Below are 16,875 nucleotides of genomic sequence, written 5' to 3'. Positions count from 1 at the left end.
AATACTTAATTATAAAATATTCAATTTCTTTTTCACTAAAGGTAAAATATCATCTCCTTCCGGTGCCAAAATTAAAATAGCAAGCGAATTATCAATCACATAAGTATAACCATTTTCTTTCGCAACGGTTTTAATTGTTTCAGTAACCGATGTAATTATAGGTTTAAATAATTCTGCTTTTTTAGCTTCAATTTTATCGTTTATCTCTTGTTCGTATTGTTGTATACGTTGTTCTAACATCAAAGCATCCTGGATTTTCGCTTCACGCGCCACTTCACTTAAAGTTGGGTCACCCTGAATTTCATTAACCAGTTTTTGATATTCAGCAGCATAAACCTGGTATTGTGTTTCAAATTCTTTTGCATAACCTGAAAGTTGTGTATTAGCGTCTTTATATTCCGGAAGTAATACTAACAATTCCTGAGAATTTATATATGCAATTTTGCCCTGAGCCTGCGCGAATACTGCTGTTGTAACAAGTATTGTAAATAACAACAATTTTAAATGTTTCATAAATACTGATTAAATTTTAAGATGAAGCGCAAAGATAAGTAAATGGGTGGTACCGCCAAATCAGCGGTCTGCCTTACCTAACACTACAAAAGCGATCAGCGGCAAGGGAAATGCGCCTTCTACCTGCCATTGTCTTGCAGGGTCAAACGACCACATCGGACGCATAATGTCGCCGTCCAGAATCCACATCAAATCAGGGTTTGAGTCCCAAAAGGGCTTCAAATTGCCATCTTTCCAAACCCACTGATTTTCTACTCCCGATTCCCAAAATGGTTTAAGTATACTGCCATCCCAAACCCATTCCGATTGCGGGTCAGCCGACCACACCGACTTCAAATATTTACCATCAAATGACCATTCATCCTCCGGGCGGTAACCCCAGGCCGGTTTTAATATCTTGCCATCCCAAACCCACTCAAAATAAGGTGCATATTCATTTGCCAGCCTGATATAGGCCATCCCACTACCCAAATTGGTATCATACAAAGCCGCCATCTGTGCATTTACCTGATCATCTAAATGATAATGTTTGATATACATATGAGCAGCAGCAACTATTTGCACCTGTTCAGTAAACTTTCCGCTGATAAACCCAATGTTTTTCCCCTCCGGACCGCTGTATACTAGAATTACGCTATCATTTTGAGGTTCCATCCAAAGTAATTTTTCTAAATTTTCATCTATTGGATGATCACCAAGAAAAAAGGTAGCATTTCGGGTTATGTATTGAATCGTTTTTGAATCGCTTTGGTAAACTAAACCGGTTTTTTTGCTTAAAATATCTTTCGCATTTACTAAAAATAATATTTGCTGGGTTGTTGTGGTGTCACCGGTATAAATAGTATTGCCACGCATAGTATAAGCAACGCTTGTTTCAGATGTAAATAGCTGATTATCAGAAATTTTACCGATAATTGTGGTGGAGTCAATAAACAAATAAATATCCGAACTTTGTCCGTAAATAGATTTCGCCCCGAAACAAAATAATATCAGAATAACTAAAAAATACTGCGGTAGCTTCAACATAAATGAACATTAAAGGTAAACATTATCAAACAATCTGGTTACATCCCGATAACGAAAATATCGTGCAAATTATTGACCAGCGCTGGCTTCCGCATCAATTTGTTATTGCCGATTTAAAAACTGTTGATGATGTTTGTATAGCCATAAAAGATATGTGGGTTAGAGGTGCACCGCTTATTGGTGCCGCTGCAGCATGGGGAATGTATCTTGCAACTGTTGAAGTGCCCGCAAGTTGTGCGCGCGATTTCTTTTTTGAAGAATGTTATGGCCGTCTGCTTAAAACCAGACCAACAGCAGTTAATTTAAAATGGGCATTAGATGAAATGTTGAAAGCAATTACCGGCAACGATTCTATTATTGAATCAAAATGGTATGCTAAAACAAGAGCTCAATGGATTACACAAGATGATATCAAAACCAATACTGAAATTGGTGAACATGGTGTTGAATTATTAAAAAATATTGCAGCTAATAAAAATGGCGCACCGGTAAATATTCTAACACATTGTAATGCAGGCTGGCTGGCCACAGTTGACCGCGGTACTGCAACAGCGCCAATTTATAAAGCTGCAGAATTAGGTATTCCTGTACACGTTTACGTAAGCGAAACACGTCCCCGCAATCAGGGCGCACAACTTACTGCATGGGAATTTGTGGAAAATAATATTCCGCATACGTTAATTGCAGATAATACTGCCGGCCATTTATTACAAAATAATATGGTGGATATTGTATTAGTTGGCACCGACCGCACATCACGAACCGGTGATGTTGCAAATAAAATCGGTACTTATTTAAAGGCGCTTGCTGCTTTCGATAATCAAATTCCGTTTTATGTTGCAGCACCATCTTCCAGTATCGATTTTTCTATGCGCAATGCATTTAAAGAATTAATTATTGAAACCAGAAATCCGGATGAAGTAAAATATGTGCAGGGATTAAGTGAAGGAAAAATAAAAAATGTGCTCATTGCTCCCGAATCTACACCGGCAATTAATTATGCTTTTGATATCACACCTTCCAAATATGTAACCGGATTGATTACTGAACGTGGCCTTTGTCCCGCAACTGAAGTAGGCATAATCGATTTGTTTCCAGGAAAGTAATTAGCGTGAAATTATCATATCAATTTTAACTACCTGGCCAACCATGCAAATGCTGCCGCCTTCAAATTGGGTGTAAGTAAAATCAATTGGTAAACCATCCGTAGGAGTAAGTTCAAATTCATTTAAATTGGTTGGCTCGAGTTTAGTGCCATCTGCCAGTTCAATCACCCATCCACAACCATCCAACCCGGTATAATCTTTCAATATTCCGTGTGTAGTATCAATGCCATCCGGAGCAGCCACGGTGTTACAACCAATTACCATCACAATGATAACAACGATTGTCAGGATTTTATTTTTCATAGCCGGCATCTGATTATGTTTACAAATCTACCAATTCTAACGCTAAAAACCACATCAAGGGTATGTTGCGTGGTCATTTTTTCGTCAGGCAAACCAATTATTAACCTAAAGCACCTAAAAACAAGGATGAATTAAATCCGATACATTTGCATCATGAATACCCACGACGATGGCTATGTAAAATATAAAATGAATTGGCTCGAAACAACTGAGCCACTTGTATTACCTGAAGGATTACTTACTTACCGCAATAAATTAGTTGAACTAGGTTTAATAGGTGTTTATCCTTATCAAATTGGGTTTGGCAATATCAGCAGTCGGGTGTCAGGTAACGTTTTCATCATATCCGGAACGCAAACCGGCCAAATTAAAATTGCTAATGATATGCATTTTAGTCAGGTGAATATTGTTGATCGTAAAACAAATTCCTTGTATTGTGCAGGTCCCGTTGCTGCCTCATCAGAGGCTATGACACATGCGGCAATTTATGCTGCAGATGCCGAAATTAATGCAGTAATTCATGTGCATCATCTTGCCCTTTGGGAAAAACTCAAAAATATTGAAGCTACTATACCTGAAGATATTGCCTACGGAACAGTAGAAATGGCAGCAGCAATGGAAAATATGGTTGGTGAAATTTTAACGCAACAGGCGCAAAAACTTATCATTACAGCAGGGCATGCAGAAGGTATTTTTACGTTTGGTGAAAATTTAGATGTTGCTTATAATACCTTAATGCAATATTATGCAGCGTTAATTTAATTTATTCCACAAAAATGGGATAATACATATTCGGAATTATTTTTTTATCTCCGGCAACGGCATACAAGGCTTCAATAGCAGCTTTGCCTTCTTCACCTAAATCAACACTAAAATCGTTTACATATAAATGAATATGTTGTTGCATTACAGCTTCTTCCATTTCCTGAGCATGTGCGCGTACGTAATCCATTGTTTGTGCAGGATTCGCCAAAGCATACTCCACACTGCGTTTCAGCACGCGGTTTATTTTTGATTTTAAGTCCTGATCAAAATCACGACGTGTAACAATACCACCTAAAGGAATGGGTAACTGATATTTTTGTTCCCACCATTCACCAAGGTCAATTATTTTTTTTAATCCTTTATGCAAATAAGTAAATCGGTTTTCATGTATAATTAATCCGATATCTATTGCTTCATTTAATAAGCCATCTTCAATCGTATTAAATACCATTTCCTTTTTTGTGGCAGCTTCAGGAAATGCCATCGACAATAAAAAATTAGCAGTGGTTAATTTACCGGGAATGCCAATTAAACAAAATTCAATTTTCGAACGTGGAATATCATCTTTCGAAATCATTAACGGCCCACAACCACGACCCAAGGCGGAACCTGCGGTTAATAACTGATAATTTGCACTTACATAAGCATACGCATGATAACTTAATTTTGTAATATCATAATTGCCTTCCAGTGCATTTCTGTTTAACGATTCAACATCATCATGAATAATTTCAAATGTTAATCCTTCCGTATCAATTTTTTGGTGTGCTAATGCATCAAAAATAAAGGTATCGTTAGGGCAGGGCGAATAAGCTAAAGTTAATTTCATGAAATAATGTCGTTAAGAAGGTCTTTAAGGTGTTTGTTAAGTTGTTCAACAGCGAGCGGAATATTCCAGTTCAATTTATTTCTTTTTTCTACATAATTAGAAATGGAACGAATTTGCAAACAGTCGATATGCATTTGCATGCAGGTATAAAAAAATGATGCACCTTCCATACTTTCTATTTCAGGATGATATTTTTCAATAATGCGTTCAATATGCGGAACATGTCCATGTACGGTTTCAACACTAATACCGTTTACCTGTTTTATAGCGAGTGGATTGCTGTTTTTTGGTGGTAACGGTTGCAGCCACCCATTTTTAAAAGGATAAGTATTGGCATCAGCCAAACCCATCTCAAAAATATCCATAAATTCTGCACCATCCTCTGCGCCGGTTTGCGCAAAGCGATCGCTAGTAATCTGCACTACCGAGCCTAATTCAAGATTTCTGTCAAAAGCACCGGCAATCCCGGCCTGAACTACCAAATCGTAGCGGGTAACAGCCAATAAACGGGTCAATTGAAATATCATGGCAGCACTTCCAACGCCGGTAATTAAAACGGAAATCGATTTTCCGGATTCCATGTTTACTTCCACAATCTGACCCACTGCACAGTGCACATCACCCAATAATGGTGCAATTTCATTTCGGGTGGCGGCAGTCAAAAGCAATTTCATGCTGCTAAGGTAAGGGCAAAAATTTACGCCGAATTAGTATTCATTTAAAAACCCCACCAAAATTTTTACGAACTTTGGGGATATAAGCCCATAATATGAAATCGTTGATCGTTGTTTTCTGTTTACTCACATGCGGTGCTGTTTTTTGCCAGACTGAGGCAATCAACGTAAAGGCAGACACCATTTTCAGTTTTAAAGACAGCCGTGACGGTAAAACCTATATGGCTTTTGAAATAAATGGCGTTGCCTGGATGGGTGAAAACCTGCGCCATAAAACAGGTGATAGCTGGTGTTATGATAATAAATCGTCGAATTGTCAGGAATTTGGGAGAATGTATAGTTGGGATGAAGCAAAAGTAGCATGCCCAAACGGCTGGCATCTCCCTACGAAACCGGAATGGGATACCCTGGTTAGTTGGTTAGGGGGAGATAGAAAGGCCGGCTACCCGTTAGCATTTAGCGACAGTTTGGGATTTTTGATAAAATTCGGATATCCGCCAAATGTAAACGGAAGATATAGTGATTCAGATGTTCAGGCCAGCTATTGGACTGCAGATGAAAATAGTCCGTCAACAGCCTGGGTATATTATTTTATTCGCCAGAAATTGCCTTTGGTTTACACCAATTATTTTTCGAAAAATTACGGAATGATGTGCCGCTGTGTGCGCGATGCTGCTGCTGTTCCTGAGGGTGCACAAATAAAACCTAAAGAATAATTCAGGGAAGCAATTACCTAAAATCAGGATTTTCGGGCAAAAAAAATCCGCACTAAAATAATGCGGAGTTGAGGTCGGAAGCGGATTCGAACCGCTGTAGAAGCTTTTGCAGAGCCTTGCCTAGCCACTCGGCCATCCGACCATTGAGGCGCAAATTTATAAACTTATTGCATAACTCACTAATTTATATTTTCGTTCCCGGCATTTTTTATTTCTATACAAACCTTTTTTACATCGCCACCAAGGGGAGGATTGATTTTACAAATGCGGACTAAAATGCTTCCATCAGCACCAATTAAATTTCTTACGTGGTCAATAATATGTTCTGCAGCTGTTTCAATAATATGATGGCGCTCCTGCATTACATCAGCACAAATTCGGTATAGTTTACTGTAATCAATGGTAGCGTTAATACTATCATTTTTGCTCGTTATTGCATTACTATCTACCTCCAGCAACACTTCAAAACGATTACCATGTGCCTGTTCAAAATCGTGAACCCCGATATAACTCTTAAATAACATCCCCTCCAAAATAATTTTTGCCATCAGTTTTTTTCACAAAAATAGGTGTTCACATATGAATTTTACCTATTTTCAATACTTCCTGAAAAAATTGAAAGTATGTATTTTTATGGGGGAGATGAACAATTCGGCTACCATGTAGTTCTGCCTACAAAAGCACAATTGGCGGCGTTTTTCAAGTTTGTAAGATGATGAATATTTAATTACAAATTTTCACTTCATCCAAAAGCCTTAACTTTGCGCAAAAATTAAACCTAACGATATGCCAAACGATCTTTTTGAAGGAGTAGATTATTTTCAGTTAGACGACCTGCTTACAACCGAGCACAAGTTGATTCGCGATACTGTTCGTCAATTTGTAAAGCAGGAAATTTCTCCCATTATTGAAGAATATGCACAAAAAGCAGAAACTCCGAAACACCTGATTAAAGGGTTGGCAGAAATTGGCGCTTTTGGCCCGACAATACCGGTTGAATACGGCGGCGGCGGACTCGATAATATTGCCTACGGATTAATTATGCAGGAAATAGAAAGAGGCGATAGCGGTATTCGCTCATTAGTGAGTGTGCAAGGAAGTTTAGTGATGTATCCGATTTATACTTTCGGCAGTGAAGCACAACGCAAAAAATATTTACCAAAATTAGGTAGTGGAGAAATGATTGGCTGCTTCGGATTAACAGAGCCCGACCATGGTTCAGATCCGGGAAGTATGATTACTAATATTAAAGATAAAGGCGATCATTATTTATTGAACGGCGCAAAAATGTGGATTAGTAATTCACCCTTTGCTGACATTGCAGTGGTTTGGGCAAAAGATGAAGAAGGAAAAATTCGCGGTTTAATTGTTGAACGCGGAATGGAAGGATTTACAACGCCTGAAACGCATGGCAAATGGAGTTTAAGAGCCAGTGCAACAGGTGAACTGGTTTTTGATAATGTGAAAGTGCCAAAAGAAAATATTTTTCCAGAAATAAAAGGATTACGTGGACCTTTAAGCTGTTTATCTACTGCGCGTTACGGAATTAGCTGGGGTGCATTAGGAGCGGCTATGGATTGTTACGACACAGCATTACGTTATACCAAACAACGTAAACAATTTGGCAAACCAATTGCCGGTTTCCAGTTGCAACAAAAAAAATTAGCTGAAATGATTACCGAAATTACCAAAGCACAATTATTGGTTTGGCGATTAGGGGTATTAAAAAATGAAAATAAAGCAACAGCTGCACAAATTTCGATGGCGAAACGTAACAACGTTGCTATGGCATTAGATGTAGCACGTGAAGCACGTCAAATGCTTGGTGGTATGGGTATTACCGGCGAATATTCCATTATGCGTCACATGATGAATCTGGAAAGTGTTGTTACTTATGAAGGAACACATGATATCCATTTACTCATTACCGGCGCTGATGTTACCGGAATAGATGCATTTAAATAAATAATTTGTACAGGTAATTTTATCTGTTCAGTTCAGGAATACTTCAATTGCCGTTACTATAAGTAATGGCAATTTTTTTTTATTTTTAGGAAACATTTAACTCCATGCATTTAACATCGCGCAGAGAATTTTTAGTGCTTAGTATCTTATTTATACTAATTATCGTACATGGTATATTTACTCAAATTCCCGGCCAAAGCTGGAGCGATGATTTTGCTTTATATGTAATGCATGCAAATAATATTGCCAGCGGCATTCCATATAGTCAAACTTCCTACATTTATAATCCTGATGCATTTACTTACTCACCGGCTTCGTATCCGCCCGGTTTCCCCGTTTTACTAACCCCTTTTGTAGCCGTTTGGGGAATTGATTTACAGGTATTACAATTTGTGGTATTAGGTAGCTTTATTGTCGCCCTGCTATTTATGTATTTATGGTTGCGTTTACGTATTAATTCCATTGCAGCAATAATGTGCGTGGCGTTTATCGGTTTTAGTTCCGGTATCTGGGTATTGCGCGATTATATTATTGCCGATTTTCCGGCCTTGGCTGTGCTATTAGCTACCGTATGGTACTTCGAAAAAAAGGAGCACTTCAATCATATAAAAATTGCATTAATTGGCGGGTTATTGTTATTTCTGAATTATGCATTTCGCCCTGTTGATTTAATTTTATTTCCTGCTGTATTAATTTATGCCTATCGCTTTAAGAAAATTAATTTTAAATATGGTTTATTATTATCCGCTACAACAATACTTCCCATTATTTTACAACGGATGTTGCTGCCAATAGATTCTAATTATCTTGAAATGGTGGCCGGTGGTTACAGTGGCGTTCCTATACTTCAATCTGTAAAAGATATTTTTTATCGGGTATATGAAAATTGTGGTTCTCTGGTTTATTTAATTAATACTGGTGATGATGTTAGTTTTTCAAATATTTGGATTTTATTAAGCTTCTTAATTTCCGGTATTGGATTATTACTGTTTGGATATGGTATTTTTCGCGCCCGAAAATTTCATATCTATGAAATATTTGCTATTTTATATTTATTTGTAGTATTTACCTTCCCTGGGTTTCAGATATTACGTTATATTTTACCAGTTGTGCCCTTATACCTCTTTTATTTGGCAGCAGGTATCTCAGCCATAAAAATTGAAAAAATGCGCTCTGTAGTGGTAGCCGGATTAGGAATGTTACTAGCGGTTATTTTTATTCGATTTTATGCTGTAAAAACAGAATCTTACCATCAAAATCGAACAGATAATGCAACTGCAATTGGGCTTTTTAATTTTATTAATGAACAAATTCCATCAACTGATTTGATTATGTGTCAGCGGGCTCGAACTATTGCATTGTTTACTGAAAAAATGGCTATCCCTTATCCGGATGGCCATGATGTAGAAGACATAAAACAAAATATTGAAATATATCCAATTCAATATATCATTCAGCATACTGCAGATTACAACAGAGGTATTGCCACTTATATTGAAAATGAAATCAATACATTGGAACTAATTTACCAAAATAATGATTTTAAAGTGTATCGCACGTTACATTAAATTATTTTTTTCTTCCTTCATATTTGCCGTTTCATATTTATTATAGTTAATTTTTATTCAATTTTCAATTTAATCCTGTTTGGATTTGTTTCCTCACCTTCGTTTTATTATTTTTGAACACATCAGGCAAAAAAAAGGAGGAATATGAATTCATGGTGGAAAAAAGTATTTATAAATAATGTATTTAAAGATTTAAAGCGAAAAGGGAAAACAGCCACAACGGTTACGCAGTATGAACTGGCGCGTAGGATACAAATCCTGAAAATAAATGTAAAATTTAATCTTAAGAGTGGTATTCTGTTGTTATTGGGTGTTTTGAGTGCAGGCTTTGGATTAAAAAGTTTTTTGCTGCCTAGCGAATTTATCGACGGCGGCGCAGTCGGCATCTCATTATTAATTGCGGAAATATCAAATTTGCCACTGCCAATTTTATTGATAATTATAAATCTACCATTTGTTTTTTTAGGATTTAAAACGATTGGGAATGAATTTGCTATCAAAACAATTTTGGGTATTATAGCATTAGCTATCGCTGTTGCCGTTATTCCTTATCCGATTATTACAGAAGATAAATTACTGGTCGCCATTTTTGGAGGTTTCTTTTTAGGTATTGGAATTGGTTTAGCGATGAGGGGAGGGGGTGTTATTGATGGCACCGAAGTTTTAGCAATAAATATCAGTAAACGAATTGGTACCAGTGTGGGCGATATTATTTTAATTATTAATATCATCATATTTTCTGTAGCTGCTTACGTATTATCACTGGAAACAGCAATGTATTCCATTTTAACCTACCTCGCTGCTTCAAAAACAGTTGATTTTATTTTGGAAGGTATAGAAGAATACACTGGTGTAACCGTGATATCCAAACGCTCAGAAACCATCCGGAAAATGATTACCGAAAAACTAGGACGCGGCGTTACAATTATAAACGGTAAAAGCGGTTATGGCACTCACGGACATTCAAACAATGCTATAGATATCGTATACACAGTGGTTACACGCCTCGAAGTAAGTAAACTCAACTCGGAAATCGAAAAAATTGACAAGGATGCCTTTATCGTAATGAGTTCAATTCGCGATACCAAAGGCGGCATGATAAAAAAACGTGTCCACAAACACGATTGAGCCCTCAAATTATTAAACCCGCTCAGTTTCAGGCAGATGCTTTCAATTACGTTTGCCGGGTTTGAAATGCTGTGGATAAAACGTTGAGAAATAAATTTTTTAATTGTAAATTACAGTAAAATCAGCCCCTCAGTTGGGGGTAAATTAACGGTTGAATTGTGTAAACATTTTTATACGTAAATATTGGGTTACTGCCTTTAACCGTTATACTTTTGGCGTCCCAACAAAGTCAGTGAACCGGCAAACAACAATCAAATGGCAGATTTCGATAACAACCAGACCAATCAATATAAAAGAAACGAACGCAAACGCAACCAGGCCGACCTGTCGAGTGTAGTGTACGGAAAAGTACCACCTCAGGCGCCGGATTTGGAGGAAGCGGTTTTAGGGGCGTTTATGATCGACCGGGATGCTGTTACCAATGCCATTGAAATTTTGCGTTCTGAAAGTTTTTATGACGACAGACATAGAATTATTTTTTCTGCGATAAGAAGATTATTCGAAAAAACGCAACCTATTGACTTACTTACAGTTACTGAAGAACTACGAAAAATGGGGCAGCTGGAAGAAGCAGGCGGACCATTTTATGTTACCTCATTAACGAATCGTGTTGCATCAGCGGCGCATATTGAACATCATGCACGTATTGTTACGCAAAAATTTATTCAGCGCGAATTAATTCGCATTTCCAGTGAAATTGTGCACGATTCATATGAAGACACTACCGACGTGTTTGAATTATTAGATAAAGCAGAACAAAACCTGTTTAACATTGCTGATAAAAACTTACGGACAAGTTATAATGAAATTAACAATTTGCTAAGTGCAACTATTAAAGAAATTGATGAGGCAAGAAAACATGAAGATTCACTTACCGGTTGTCCTTCCGGATTTAGTGCCCTCGATCGTGTTACAGGCGGTTGGCAGAAATCGGATTTAATTATTGTGGCTGCTCGACCTGCAATGGGTAAAACCGCGTTCACATTATCACTTGCGCGAAATGCAGCGGTTGACTTCAAAAAAGGTGTTGCTATTTTTTCGCTCGAGATGAGCTCGCAACAATTGGTAAAACGTTTGTTAAGTGCTGAAACTGAAATCCCCGCAGAAAAAATTATTAAAGGTCACCTCGCTGAACATGAAATGGTTCAATTGGTGAAATTATCAGGTAAACTCGGTGAAGCACCAATTTTTATAGATGATACTCCCGCCATCAACATTTTTGAATTACGCGCTAAATGTCGTCGTTTGAAAATGCAACATGATATTCAACTGGTCGTAATCGACTACTTACAATTAATGACCGCTTCCGATTCAAATAAAGGTGGTGGAAACCGCGAACAGGAAATTAGTCAAATTTCACGTTCATTAAAATCAATTGCGAAAGAATTAAATATTCCGATCATTGCACTTTCTCAGTTATCGCGTAAAGTGGAAGATCGTGGAGGCAGCAAACGTCCAATGTTATCCGATTTACGTGAGTCTGGAGCTATTGAGCAGGATGCCGATTTGGTTTGTTTCTTGTATCGCCCTGAATATTATGGTTTAGATGTAGATGAAAATGGTTTGCCAACAAAAGGTATCGGTGAGGTAATGATTGCAAAACACAGAAATGGTGCCCTGGAAAATGTTCGTGTTCGTTTCGTAGATAAATTCATCAAATTCGTTGACCTCGATGAGATGTATACACCAAATAATCTCACACCACTTGCAAACGTAATAACCGAAAATAAAGCAACCATCACCCGCAAATCAAAAATGGATGATATGGACAATATCGACATGAGCGAGGAACCTCCGTTTTGATGCGAGATGCGTGATGCGAGATGAGTGATAGGAGATGAGTGATGCGAGATGAGTGATGAGTGATGATAAAAAATTGAGATTAAAATTTAAGCTTTATAGGAATAATTTTAATTATGTTGGAATTAAATATCCAAAAACGAGAATTAATTGTAAACTAACGCTTCGTATTCCTTCGCGGCCTCAGCCTCTTTGCATTTTCGGCTGTTAAAAATCCATACCCAACCAATAAATCAGTGTCCCTGTAATAATACGCATGCCAATTATACTCAAAAGTAATCAGCCCCAATCAGCAAACACATCCTACAAAAAAAATAAATCAGCGCCATCAGCGTTCCCCTGTCAGCTTCATTTACTAGCATACCGCACCAGCAACAACGCAACAAACGCAAACAGAATATTCGGAATATTAGTCCCAATAATCGGATGCAGGTCGCTATTAATAGAGAAGGAAGTAGAAAACTGCATAAAGAAAATATATAATGCACTTAAAGCCACACCGGCAATAATATTAAACCAGTTTCCACCACGTATTTTTTTTGAACCCAAAGCAGCACCCATAATTACTAAAATGAGTGCAGAAATTGCTGAAGATGCCCTTCGGTATTGTTCCACAGTATAGTACTCGAGTTCGCCTGTTCCTTCAGCCTTTTTTTCTGCGATATATTCCTCCATCTCTTCGTAATTCAACACATCTTTAATACGAATATCTTCATCAAAATCTTTAGGTAATAAATTCAGTGTGGTGTCCATTTGTTTGCCTTCCGTATATTTTTCCGAAGGGCTTTTTATCTCCCAATATTTATAGTCAACAATACGCCAGGCATCCTGCTCTTTTAAATAAATAATTTTGGATGCATTTATTTTCCGGACCAGTTCGCGATTTTCACCGCTGCCTTTAAATTCTTCCAGCGAAAAATTATAACCTTCGTTATTTTTAAACTTAAATCGCTCAAGTGAAATAAATGTATTTTTATTTATTTTAAGATGTTTATTGTTTCCGTAATTTTTGGGAGCGTGAATATATTTATCTTCAAATGCTAATTTGCGTTTATTCGTTTCAGGAACCATCCAATAATTTGCATATAATAAAACAGCAACTGCCGCAATCCCGCAAAAAATATACGGTCGCAGGAAACGCCTGAAATTCATCCCACTGTTAAACATGGCAATAATTTCGCTGTTATACGCCATGCGGGAAGTAAAAAATATCACTGCCAGAAATATAAGCAGCGGGGCAAGAATAGATGTGATAAACGGAATAAAATCGAGATAATATTGAACAATCTCCATGGTAGGAGCACTGCGCTCAACAAATTTTTCTGTTTTTTCAGAAAGGTCAATTACAATGGCTATAGAAATAATGATGATATGCGCAAATACAGTTGAGACAAAGAATTTTTTGATTACGTAAATATCCGTAATGCTAATCCAGCGTCGAAACGGTAAAAAGATATAATCACTAATTTTTTTCACAATCGTGTTGCTACTTTTTTAATCATGGTTTTTTTCCAACCGGTAAAATTGCCTGCAATAATTTGTTTTCTTGCTTCCTTCACCAGCCACAAATAAAAACTCAAATTGTGAATACTGGCAATTTGCGGGCCAAGTCGCTCACCACTCGCAAACAAGTGACGTAAAAACGCTTTACTGTGTAATCGGCTGGTTTCAGCCGGACTGTCAGCATCAATCGGACTAAAATCGGATTCCCATTTTTTGTTTTTGATATTTATAATCCCTTCAGCAGTAAACAACATGCCATTTCTTCCATTACGCGTTGGCATCACACAGTCGAACATATCGATACCTAACGAAATACATTCCAGAATATTTGCAGGGGTGCCGACACCCATTAAATAGCGGGGTTTGTTTTCCGGCAAAATACCACAAACCGTTTCTGTCATGGCATACATCTCTTCATGCGGCTCACCAACACTTAAACCACCAATGGCATTACCTTCCAAACCCATTCCGGCAATTACTTCCGCACTTTGTTTCCTTAAATCGTTATACACTGAGCCTTGTACAATTGGAAATAAAAATTGGCGATAATCATAAATTGGTTGGGTATTATTAAATTGCTCCACACATCTTTTTAACCAGCGATGTGTGAGCTCCATACTTTTTTTTGCATAATCAAATTCACAAGGGTAGGGGGTGCACTCATCAAAAGCCATAATTATATCAGCACCGATTTTGCGTTGAATATCCATCACATTTTCAGGCGTAAATGTATGTTTCGACCCGTCAATATGCGATTGAAAGGTGACACCTTCTTCTTTTATTTTACGGATTTGTGCTAATGAATGCACCTGAAATCCACCACTATCAGTCAAAATTGGCCCCTGCCAGGTATTAAATTTATGTAATCCCCCTGCCTGAACAATTGTTTCTGTTCCGGGGCGCAAATACAAATGATAGGTGTTACCTAATATAATTTGGGCTGAAATATCTTCTTTGAGCTCCTTAAAATGAACACCTTTAACGGTGCCAATGGTGCCTACCGGCATAAAAATGGGCGTTTCAATCGAGCCGTGATCGGTTTGAATTACACCGGCACGGGCTTTTGAGCCTGAATCTGTTGTTGTTAACTGAAAAAACACGGGGCAAAAATACTTAATTGTGGAAACCTTGTTTATATGTTATGAACTGTTGTCAACTTAAATGCGGAGCCCCAAATCAATAATCTAACTTTGCCCCTGCACACTTATGGAAGCGTCATTTATTAATATCCTTATATTTTACATTTTTTGCGGAGCGGCATTTTTTCAACTTTTTTATTTTTTGTTTTTTTATTTACGCCTTGCGAATTACAAACCGAAAACTGTTCAAGTAACACAGTATCCGCCGGTTTCAATTATCATTTGCGCAAGAAATGAAGATACCAATCTGAAAAAGAATTTACCAAAAATTTTAGCTCAGGATTATCCTGCATTTGAAGTGATTGTGGTAGATGATAATTCAGAAGATGGTACTACAGAATACTTATTTTTTCTTTCGCAAAAAGAACCGCGCTTAAAAAGAACAAAAACCGGTAACAGTAACAGAATGATGGCCGGAAAAAAATTCCCTTTAACATTGGGCTTAAAAGCTGCCGCCAACGAATTGGTTTTATTAACCGATGCCGATTGTTATCCTGCATCCAATCAGTGGCTAAAAACAATGGTTAGCGGATATGCAGGCGGAAAAGAAATTGTTTTAGGTTATGGCGCTTATGAAAAACAACCCGGTGCTTTAAACCGAAGAATACGGTACGAAACAGTTTTAACTGCCATAAATTATTTATCATTTGCCCTTGCACGTTTGCCTTATATGGGGGTTGGAAGAAATCTCTCGTATAACAAAACATTATTTTTTAATACCAACGGCTTTTTCGATCATCGCCATATTCCGAGTGGTGATGATGATTTATTTATAAATAAAGTCGCTACTAAACGCAATACGGAAATTGTTATAACACCCGATGCATTTACTTATTCGGAACCAAAAGAAACCAGAGACGAGTGGATTGAACAAAAAACGCGTCACCTGAGTACCGCTAAATTTTATCGTTTTAAACATAAATTCTGGTTAGGGCTGCAACCCATTTCGCATATTTTATTCTGGATTACGTCTGTTTATTTATTATGCATACTTTTTGCCTATTGGTATATCGTTGCAGCAGCGTTTGTATTACGCTGGATTTTGTTGAGATATACCTTTACGCAGGCAATGAATAAATTGGATGAAAAAGATTTAAAACCCTATATCGAATGGTACGATTTTATTCAAATAGGGTATTATTTCCGATTCGCTAAGGCGGCATTGGTAAAAACAAAATATAGATGGGATTAAACGAAAATCTTTCCGATCGCGCAAAAGAGGACATGGAGCTGGTTACAAAAGCCCGTAGCGGCGACCAGCATGCCTATAGTGTGCTTATGGCAAGATATAAGGATTCGATTAATTACATGTTGTTGAAAATGGTGCACAATCGTGATGATGCTGATGATTTAACGATAGAAGCATTCGGAAAAGCGTTTCTACATCTCGATAAATATACACCCGATTTTGCATTCAGTACCTGGCTATTTAAAATTGCACTGAATAATGCCATCGACTTTATCCGTAAAAAGAAATTACACACATTAAGCCTCGACGACGAAAATGATGAGTCTTCGAAATATGCCTTCTCCAAAATAAAAACGAGTGCGCTTGACCCGGAAGAATCAATTATAAAAGATCAGCGTGCCGGATTAATGCGCACCATTTTAGATGAACTGAATCCCAAGTATAAAACACTCATTGAAATGCGCTATTTTGAAGAATTAAGTTATGAAGAAATCGCAGAAAAACTCAATATGCCACTGGGCACTGTAAAAGCCCAACTCTTCCGCGCCCGTAATTTTCTATATGAATTACTGGCTGAAAGAAAGGGGAGAATATGAGGGATGAGTGATGAGTGATGAATAATGAGTGATGAATACTGTTTAATTATGATTT

At 37.5% G+C, this 16,875-nt stretch carries 17 protein-coding genes and 1 tRNA gene; 9 read left to right on the top strand and 9 right to left on the bottom strand.

The window, feature by feature from the left end:
- Positions 1–9: 9 nt before the first annotated feature.
- On the bottom strand, positions 10–513 hold the full coding sequence (locus IPI65_00700) for an OmpH family outer membrane protein (GenBank protein ID MBK7440079.1): 504 nt from the start codon (positions 511–513) through the stop codon (positions 10–12).
- A 60-nt stretch (positions 514–573) separates the two neighbouring features.
- Positions 574–1,539: a hypothetical protein gene (locus IPI65_00695; GenBank protein MBK7440078.1), complete on the bottom strand. Its 966-nt coding sequence runs from the start codon at positions 1,537–1,539 to the stop codon at positions 574–576.
- Between the two features lie 2 nt (positions 1,540–1,541).
- Between IPI65_00695 and mtnA the strand changes: the two genes are divergently transcribed.
- Entirely contained in the window at positions 1,542–2,645 is a 1,104-nt protein-coding gene (gene mtnA, locus IPI65_00690; GenBank protein MBK7440077.1) for an S-methyl-5-thioribose-1-phosphate isomerase, read from the top strand.
- Here mtnA and IPI65_00685 read toward each other — a convergent pair whose 3' ends face one another.
- Positions 2,646–2,948, bottom strand: coding sequence for a hypothetical protein (locus tag IPI65_00685; GenBank protein MBK7440076.1), 303 nt, complete (start codon positions 2,946–2,948; stop codon positions 2,646–2,648).
- A 153-nt stretch (positions 2,949–3,101) separates the two neighbouring features.
- Here IPI65_00685 and IPI65_00680 point away from each other — a divergent pair, with 153 nt between their 5' ends.
- Positions 3,102–3,710, top strand: coding sequence for a class II aldolase/adducin family protein (locus tag IPI65_00680; GenBank protein ID MBK7440075.1), 609 nt, complete (start codon positions 3,102–3,104; stop codon positions 3,708–3,710).
- 1 nt (position 3,711) lies between these two features.
- On the opposite strand, the gene IPI65_00675 is transcribed toward IPI65_00680, so the two are convergent.
- The gene (locus IPI65_00675; GenBank protein ID MBK7440074.1) at positions 3,712–4,542 is read right to left on the bottom strand and encodes a 1,4-dihydroxy-6-naphthoate synthase; all 831 of its coding nucleotides are present in this window, start codon (positions 4,540–4,542) and stop codon (positions 3,712–3,714) included.
- Positions 4,539–5,216 (bottom strand): futalosine hydrolase, encoded by a 678-nt coding sequence (mqnB, locus tag IPI65_00670; GenBank protein ID MBK7440073.1) that lies wholly within the window; start codon positions 5,214–5,216, stop codon positions 4,539–4,541. Before mqnB ends, IPI65_00675 begins: the two co-directional genes overlap by 4 nt.
- Positions 5,217–5,311: 95 nt before the next feature.
- Here mqnB and IPI65_00665 point away from each other — a divergent pair, with 95 nt between their 5' ends.
- Complete coding sequence (locus tag IPI65_00665; GenBank protein MBK7440072.1) at positions 5,312–5,932, top strand: hypothetical protein; 621 nt, start codon at positions 5,312–5,314, stop codon at positions 5,930–5,932.
- A 71-nt stretch (positions 5,933–6,003) separates the two neighbouring features.
- Here IPI65_00665 and IPI65_00660 read toward each other — a convergent pair.
- A tRNA-Cys gene (locus tag IPI65_00660) sits at positions 6,004–6,074 on the bottom strand.
- Positions 6,075–6,111: 37 nt separating this feature from the next.
- Positions 6,112–6,480, bottom strand: a complete 369-nt coding sequence (locus IPI65_00655) for a dihydroneopterin aldolase (GenBank protein MBK7440071.1) — start codon at positions 6,478–6,480, stop codon at positions 6,112–6,114.
- A gap of 238 nt (positions 6,481–6,718) precedes the next feature.
- Between IPI65_00655 and IPI65_00650 the strand changes: the two genes are divergently transcribed.
- From IPI65_00650 to dnaB, 4 genes are all read left to right on the top strand, one after another.
- On the top strand, positions 6,719–7,897 hold the full coding sequence (locus IPI65_00650) for an acyl-CoA dehydrogenase family protein (GenBank protein ID MBK7440070.1): 1,179 nt from the start codon (positions 6,719–6,721) through the stop codon (positions 7,895–7,897).
- A gap of 104 nt (positions 7,898–8,001) precedes the next feature.
- On the top strand, positions 8,002–9,465 hold the full coding sequence (locus IPI65_00645; GenBank protein MBK7440069.1) for a hypothetical protein: 1,464 nt from the start codon (positions 8,002–8,004) through the stop codon (positions 9,463–9,465).
- A gap of 144 nt (positions 9,466–9,609) precedes the next feature.
- A complete protein-coding gene (locus tag IPI65_00640; protein MBK7440068.1) occupies positions 9,610–10,593 on the top strand; it encodes a YitT family protein in 984 nt (327 codons plus the stop codon).
- A 255-nt stretch (positions 10,594–10,848) separates the two neighbouring features.
- The gene (gene dnaB, locus IPI65_00635) at positions 10,849–12,396 is read left to right on the top strand and encodes a replicative DNA helicase (protein MBK7440067.1); all 1,548 of its coding nucleotides are present in this window, start codon (positions 10,849–10,851) and stop codon (positions 12,394–12,396) included.
- Positions 12,397–12,741: 345 nt separating this feature from the next.
- Here the strand turns inward: dnaB and IPI65_00630 are convergent, their stop codons facing one another.
- Together IPI65_00630 and tgt are read right to left on the bottom strand one after the other, a co-directional pair.
- On the bottom strand, positions 12,742–13,869 hold the full coding sequence (locus tag IPI65_00630) for an LptF/LptG family permease (GenBank protein MBK7440066.1): 1,128 nt from the start codon (positions 13,867–13,869) through the stop codon (positions 12,742–12,744).
- Positions 13,866–14,996: a tRNA guanosine(34) transglycosylase Tgt gene (gene tgt, locus IPI65_00625; protein ID MBK7440065.1), complete on the bottom strand. Its 1,131-nt coding sequence runs from the start codon at positions 14,994–14,996 to the stop codon at positions 13,866–13,868. Before tgt ends, IPI65_00630 begins: the two co-directional genes overlap by 4 nt.
- Positions 14,997–15,177: 181 nt before the next feature.
- Between tgt and IPI65_00620 the strand changes: the two genes are divergently transcribed.
- Positions 15,178–16,227 (top strand): glycosyltransferase, encoded by a 1,050-nt coding sequence (locus IPI65_00620; GenBank protein MBK7440064.1) that lies wholly within the window; start codon positions 15,178–15,180, stop codon positions 16,225–16,227.
- A complete protein-coding gene (locus tag IPI65_00615) occupies positions 16,218–16,820 on the top strand; it encodes a sigma-70 family RNA polymerase sigma factor (protein ID MBK7440063.1) in 603 nt (200 codons plus the stop codon). The genes IPI65_00620 and IPI65_00615 overlap by 10 nt, the downstream gene beginning before the upstream one ends.
- Positions 16,821–16,875: the final 55 nt, after the last annotated feature.

The sequence above is a fragment of the Bacteroidota bacterium genome, assembly GCA_016706255.1.
Classification (GTDB): domain Bacteria; phylum Bacteroidota; class Bacteroidia; order Chitinophagales; family BACL12; genus UBA7236.
The sequence above is the reverse complement of the archived record's forward strand: the minus strand, read 5'-3'. Positions and strand labels throughout refer to the sequence as shown.

Bases quoted from the DNA above. Each gene is read 5' to 3' on its own strand.
- IPI65_00700 (MBK7440079.1), bottom strand. From the start codon at position 513: ATGAAACATTTAAAATTGTTGTTATTTACAATACTTGTTACAACAGCA.
- IPI65_00695 (MBK7440078.1), bottom strand. From the start codon at position 1,539: ATGTTGAAGCTACCGCAGTATTTTTTAGTTATTCTGATATTATTTTGT.
- mtnA (MBK7440077.1), top strand. From the start codon at position 1,542: ATGAACATTAAAGGTAAACATTATCAAACAATCTGGTTACATCCCGAT.
- IPI65_00685 (MBK7440076.1), bottom strand. From the start codon at position 2,948: ATGAAAAATAAAATCCTGACAATCGTTGTTATCATTGTGATGGTAATT.
- IPI65_00680 (MBK7440075.1), top strand. From the start codon at position 3,102: ATGAATACCCACGACGATGGCTATGTAAAATATAAAATGAATTGGCTC.
- IPI65_00675 (MBK7440074.1), bottom strand. From the start codon at position 4,542: ATGAAATTAACTTTAGCTTATTCGCCCTGCCCTAACGATACCTTTATT.
- mqnB (MBK7440073.1), bottom strand. From the start codon at position 5,216: ATGAAATTGCTTTTGACTGCCGCCACCCGAAATGAAATTGCACCATTA.
- IPI65_00665 (MBK7440072.1), top strand. From the start codon at position 5,312: ATGAAATCGTTGATCGTTGTTTTCTGTTTACTCACATGCGGTGCTGTT.
- IPI65_00655 (MBK7440071.1), bottom strand. From the start codon at position 6,480: ATGGCAAAAATTATTTTGGAGGGGATGTTATTTAAGAGTTATATCGGG.
- IPI65_00650 (MBK7440070.1), top strand. From the start codon at position 6,719: ATGCCAAACGATCTTTTTGAAGGAGTAGATTATTTTCAGTTAGACGAC.
- IPI65_00645 (MBK7440069.1), top strand. From the start codon at position 8,002: ATGCATTTAACATCGCGCAGAGAATTTTTAGTGCTTAGTATCTTATTT.
- IPI65_00640 (MBK7440068.1), top strand. From the start codon at position 9,610: ATGAATTCATGGTGGAAAAAAGTATTTATAAATAATGTATTTAAAGAT.
- dnaB (MBK7440067.1), top strand. From the start codon at position 10,849: ATGGCAGATTTCGATAACAACCAGACCAATCAATATAAAAGAAACGAA.
- IPI65_00615 (MBK7440063.1), top strand. From the start codon at position 16,218: ATGGGATTAAACGAAAATCTTTCCGATCGCGCAAAAGAGGACATGGAG.